This is a genomic window from Citrobacter sp. TBCS-14, from assembly GCF_005280805.1.
Taxonomy (GTDB): domain Bacteria; phylum Pseudomonadota; class Gammaproteobacteria; order Enterobacterales; family Enterobacteriaceae; genus Citrobacter; species Citrobacter gillenii.
In genome coordinates this window covers 1-571 of sequence record NZ_SZWM01000752.1, presented here as the reverse complement: position 1 = coordinate 571, position 571 = coordinate 1, and the positions used below count along the sequence as shown (strand labels likewise).

The following is a 571-nucleotide window of genomic DNA, read 5'->3' as shown; positions in this document are numbered from 1 at the left end:
AAACGCAGGCGTACGCCCCATGACGGATGCTAAATCAAAACGAAAGCCGTCCACGTGGCAGGTTTCCACCCAATAACGCAGGCATTCACATGCGTATTCCACAACGCCAGGATGGCTCAGGTTGAGGGTGTTCCCGCAGCCGGTCCAGTTGTAGTAATCGCCATCATCCCTGATCCAATAATAGCTACGGTTATCAATTCCGCGCAGGGAGAAGACCGGCCCNCTTTGTGCAGCGCTTTCACCGCATCACGAAACTCATCCAGCGCACTCTCTGGCGAGCAGGCATAGGCCGGATGCAGCGCGAACATGGCCACCGGGTTGTAGCCCCAGTAGTTCGACAGGCCCAGCCGCTGAAGTCGCGGTTCGCTGGCAAAATGCGCCACCGGCAGCAGCTCCAGCGCGGTAATACCGAGACGCTTGAAGTAATCGATCATCACCGGATGACCCAGCGCTTTGTAGGTTCCGCGAATCTCTTCCGGCAGGTCAGGATGCAAATACGTCAGCCCTTTGACATGCGCTTCGTAAATCACGGTATTGCCCCACGGCGTGCGCGGCGGGGCATCATCCTCCC

1 pseudogene is annotated in these 571 nt (G+C 57.9%); it reads right to left on the bottom strand.

Annotated elements, in window-relative coordinates:
* Nucleotides 1-571 (bottom strand): annotated as a pseudogene (locus FDX22_RS21100) (glycogen debranching enzyme); the annotation flags it as partial.